The organism is Pseudomonas sp. GM21 (assembly GCF_000282215.1).
In the GTDB taxonomy this organism is placed as follows: domain Bacteria; phylum Pseudomonadota; class Gammaproteobacteria; order Pseudomonadales; family Pseudomonadaceae; genus Aquipseudomonas.
In genome coordinates, this window is the sequence record NZ_AKJS01000180.1 from 1 (window position 1) to 4,321 (window position 4,321).

4 protein-coding genes are annotated in these 4,321 nt (G+C 60.9%); 2 read left to right on the forward strand and 2 right to left on the reverse strand.

Going from position 1 to position 4,321, the window contains the following annotated elements:
• Positions 1-180 precede the first annotated feature (180 nt).
• Both PMI22_RS03175 and PMI22_RS03170 read right to left on the reverse strand, forming a co-directional pair.
• Positions 181-936, reverse strand: coding sequence for an HvfC family RiPP maturation protein (locus PMI22_RS03175; RefSeq protein ID WP_007948763.1), 756 nt, complete (start codon positions 934-936; stop codon positions 181-183).
• Positions 929-1,768, reverse strand: coding sequence for an HvfB family MNIO-type RiPP peptide maturase (locus PMI22_RS03170; RefSeq protein WP_007948764.1), 840 nt, complete (start codon positions 1,766-1,768; stop codon positions 929-931). The genes PMI22_RS03175 and PMI22_RS03170 overlap by 8 nt, the downstream gene beginning before the upstream one ends.
• Before the next feature lie 412 nt (positions 1,769-2,180).
• Between PMI22_RS03170 and PMI22_RS03165 the strand changes: the two genes are divergently transcribed.
• Together PMI22_RS03165 and PMI22_RS03160 are read left to right on the forward strand one after the other, a co-directional pair.
• Positions 2,181-3,227 (forward strand): class I SAM-dependent methyltransferase, encoded by a 1,047-nt coding sequence (locus tag PMI22_RS03165; protein ID WP_007948765.1) that lies wholly within the window; start codon positions 2,181-2,183, stop codon positions 3,225-3,227.
• An 88-nt stretch (positions 3,228-3,315) separates the two neighbouring features.
• On the forward strand, positions 3,316-4,158 hold the full coding sequence (locus PMI22_RS03160; protein ID WP_007948766.1) for an NAD-dependent protein deacetylase: 843 nt from the start codon (positions 3,316-3,318) through the stop codon (positions 4,156-4,158).
• Positions 4,159-4,321 lie beyond the last annotated feature (163 nt).

Here is a 4,321-nt window from a genome sequence, read left to right on the forward strand (position 1 = left end):
GCCGAACGCAGGCTTCGCCAGCTGCTACAACAATTGCGTTACCGCAGAAATTGCTTAACTGATCGGCATTGGGGCTTGCCCGCGATAGCGTCAGTTCATTCAACATTGACGTTGGCTGACACTCCGCCATCGCGGGCAAGCGCGCTCCCACAGGTTTTTCGTGTGTTTGGGCAATTGTGGTCAACCGACGCCAACCACCCCATCCCCATGCATCTGCCGCAACAACGCGGCGCCACTGTCCATAAATTCTGCCGATCCGCTCGCCCCCGCCTCGACAGCCAAGCCTTCCAGTTGCGCATGGCCGTTCAGCTCAGGAAATTCCTCGATTCGCTGCAACAACCGCCACGCCAAGGGGCTCAGTTCAGAAAACTTCACACTCCAGTCCTCCGCTCGCCTCACCAGCAACAAAGTCGGCAGAGCAGGTGCCGTCTCGGGTTGAAAATCCGGCCCGACCAACTGCACCGGCCAGCCATACGCCAGCGGCCACGCCAGTGGCGACACCTGCAACGGCCGCGCGAGGATCAACGCCCCATCACTCGGTGCCAACGGCTCGGCATCAGACTGCTGCAACGCCATCTCGACCCATTCGTAATGCGCCAGCTCCACCATGAACGGCGGCCAGGTGCCCTTGCTCAACGCCTGCGGATCAGTCGCAAGAAACTCGACAAACTCCTGGGCAATCTCACCGAATTTCGGCGTGTGAGCGCGGTAGTCCCGCAGGAAGATCCGCACCAGCGAACGCCACTGCTCATCACCGAGAATCTTGATCAGCACCGGAAACGTCCCGCTGAGCAATGTCGACAGGTTGGCGAAAATCAGGTCGCGATACACCTGGGCTCGCGAGGAGTCCATTTCCACCGGCGGCGCGCAGTGTTCGGGATCGCGCAAGTAGCGCCCCAGGGTGGTTTGTTGCTCGAACAGGCTCGGCTTATCCACGGTTCACCTCCTCGGTTTGCAGGCGGCGTAGGGTCTGCAATTCAGCCACCAGTTCGCAAAACGCCGGGAAGTTGAAATCCCGCTCCAGCAGCGTCGGTTGCGCACCAAATCGGGCATAGGCTTGCGCCAGCAACGACCAGACCACCGGTTTCACCGAAGCGCCATGGGTGTCGATTTTCAAGGTGTCGGATTCATCGAAGTGCCCGGCGACATGCATCGCCACCACCCGGCCGGCGTCGATTCCGGCCAGAAATGCCAGTGGGTCGAAACCGTGATTGATCGAGTTGACGTACACGTTGTTGACGTCGAGCAACAGGTCGCAATCGGCTTCGCGCAACACGGCGTTGGTGAAGGTCACCTCATCCATGTCCTGCTGCGGCGCGGCGTAGTAGGAGACATTTTCCACCGCCAGACGCCGGCCCAGAATGTCCTGGGCCTGACGGATGCGAGCAGCCACGTGGTGCACTGCTTCTTCGGTAAAGGGCAGCGGCAACAGGTCGTAAAGATGACCGTCATCGCTGCAATAGCTCAAATGCTCGCTGTAAAGCGACACGTTGTAGTGGTCGAGGAACGCCCGGACTTCTTGCAGGAACCCAACGTCCAGCGGCGTCGGGCCGCCGAGGGACAACGACAAGCCGTGACAGGACAACGGGAAACGCTCGGCCAGGGCGCGCAACGCGTGACCATGGGCGCCGCCGATACCGATCCAGTTTTCCGGCGCGACTTCCAGAAAGTCGAAATCGCCGGTGCGAGCGGCCTGAAGGTCTTTCATCAAGCCGCGACGCAGGCCTAGCCCGACGGTGGCTTTCGTGGAGGTGGAAGAGGACTGCATGGTGTTGATCTCAATGATTGCCGTAACGGAATCACAGTTAATCGAGGTGCTGTATCGGGGCTGTGTTCGGCAGTGGCCGGTTGTTGGAGAGAACTGTATCCAGCGGCGAGATTGATACAGTGCGATACACACCACCATTCCCTTGAGAAAACACAAATCCCCTGGAGCGAGTTTGCTCGCGAAGGCGGTGAGTCAGTCAACATAAATATCGACTGACCCACCGCCATCGCGGGCAAGCCCGCTCCCACAGGGGACTTTCGTCGTTCCAGACAGCAGTGCATATCCCACGGACTAAACTTAATGCACCCAGGACGTACTTGGTGTCCTGTTCATTCCAACGACCACCGCCCAGAGGCAAATGCCTCGATAAATACTGCCTCTGGACCGTGATCCTGCTAAAGGAGCACACGTGATGGACGAGGCCAGACTCAATGATTTCATGGGCAAACTGGTGAACGACATGGGCGGCGCGGCGATGCTCGCCAATGTCATCCTCGGCGAGGAGCTCGGTCTGTACCGGGCCATGGCCGACAGTCAGCTCATCAGCCCTGAAACCCTCGCTGACAAAACCGGCTGCAACCCCCGCCTGGTGCGCGAATGGCTCAGTGCCCACGCCGCTTCCGGTTACATGGAACACCGCGACGGCCAGTTCCGCCTGCCCGAAGAACAAGCGCTGGCCCTGGCCATCGAAGACTCACCCGTCTATATCGCCGGCGGTATCGGCGTGGTCGCGTCGTTTTTCCATGACAAGGACAAATTGGTCAAGGCCATGCGCGGCAACGGTGCCCTGCCCTGGGGCGATCACCATCCGTGCATGTTCAGCGGCACCGAACGGTTTTTCCGACCCGGGTACAAAGCGCACCTGATCGCCGAATGGCTGCCGGCCCTCGACGGCGTGGTGGCCAAGCTCGAAGCTGGCGCCAAAGTCGCGGACATCGGCTGCGGGCATGGCGCCTCGACGGTGATCATGGCCCAGGCGTTCCCGAACTCGCGGTTTGTAGGTTTTGACTATCACGCGCCCTCCATCACGGTCGCGACCCAGCGCGCCGAAGAAGGTGGCGTGGCCGAACGAGCACGGTTCTTCCAGGGCACCGCCAAGAGCTACCCCGGCACCGACTATGACCTGGTCTGCTACTTCGACTGCCTGCACGACATGGGCGACCCGGTGGGAGCGGCCAAACATGCCTATGAATCGCTGAAACCGGACGGCGCGGTGTTGCTGGTAGAGCCCTTCGCCAACGACTCGCTCGACGACAACATCACCCCGGTAGGCCGGCTGTTCTACGCGGCTTCGACGTTCATTTGCACGCCTAACTCGCTGTCCCAGGAAGTCGGCCTCGGGCTCGGCGCCCAGGCCGGGGAAGCACGGTTACGCAAGGTCTTCACCGAGGCCGGATTCAAGACGTTCCGGCGGGCCACGGAAACCCCGTTCAACCTGATTCTGGAGGCGCGTAAATAAACACAGGCAGGCACCCGGACAGGCGCGCTGTCCGGGTGATCGGTCTGCTACGCTGCAACCACTCAAGGCCCTCCCCGGAGTGTTGAACATGCTCGACAGCCTCCTGCGCGAACAACTCGAGCGGCTTCGGCAATTAATGGCTGACCAGCCGTTTGTGGTACTGACCGGCGCTGGCATCAGCACCCCGTCGGGCATTCCGGACTACCGCGACAACCAGGGCGTGCGACGTGGCCGGCAACCGATGATGTACCAGGAGTTTCTGTCGGCCCCGCAATCACGTCGACGCTACTGGGCACGGGCCATGCTCGGTTGGCCGCGTGTGCACCTGGCACAGCCGAATGTCGCGCACGAAGCGTTGGCCCGTTTGCAAAGCACCCGGCATATCAGCGGCCTGATCACCCAGAACGTCGACACCCTGCACGATCAGGCCGGCAGTCATGACGTGATAGAACTGCACGGCAGCCTGCACCGGGTGCTGTGCCTGGATTGCGGGATACGCAGCGAACGCAATGCCATTCAGCGCTTGATGGAAGCGCAGAATCCTTACCTGGCCGGGGTCGACGCGGTACAGGCGCCAGATGGCGACACATTGCTGGATCCGGCATTTGAAGCGCGGTTTCAGGTGCCGCACTGCCCGCACTGCGCAGGCGAGCGGATGAAACCGGACGTGGTGTTTTTTGGCGAGAACGTGGCGCAGGCAACGGCGGTCAAGGCAATGACGGCGGTGGAAAAGGCTGCGGGGTTGCTGGTGGTGGGGTCATCGTTGATGGCGTATTCGGCATTTCGGCTGTGCCGGGCGGTGGCGGATCAAGGCAAGCCATTGATTGCGATGAATCTGGGGAAGACTCGGGCGGATGACATGCTGGATTTCAAGATTGAGGGATCGTGCGAACAGCTTTTGCCCCTGCTGGCCCAACGGCTGTCCACATAACTACAGACGAAACCCCCAATCCCCCTGTGGGAGCGGGCTTGTTCGCGAAGGCGGTGGGTCAGTAGATATCTATGCTGACTGATACACCGCCTTCGCGGGCAAGCCCTAATGCCAGTCAGTTAAGCCGAACCGCACTTTGTAGCAGCTGGCGAAGCCTGCGTTC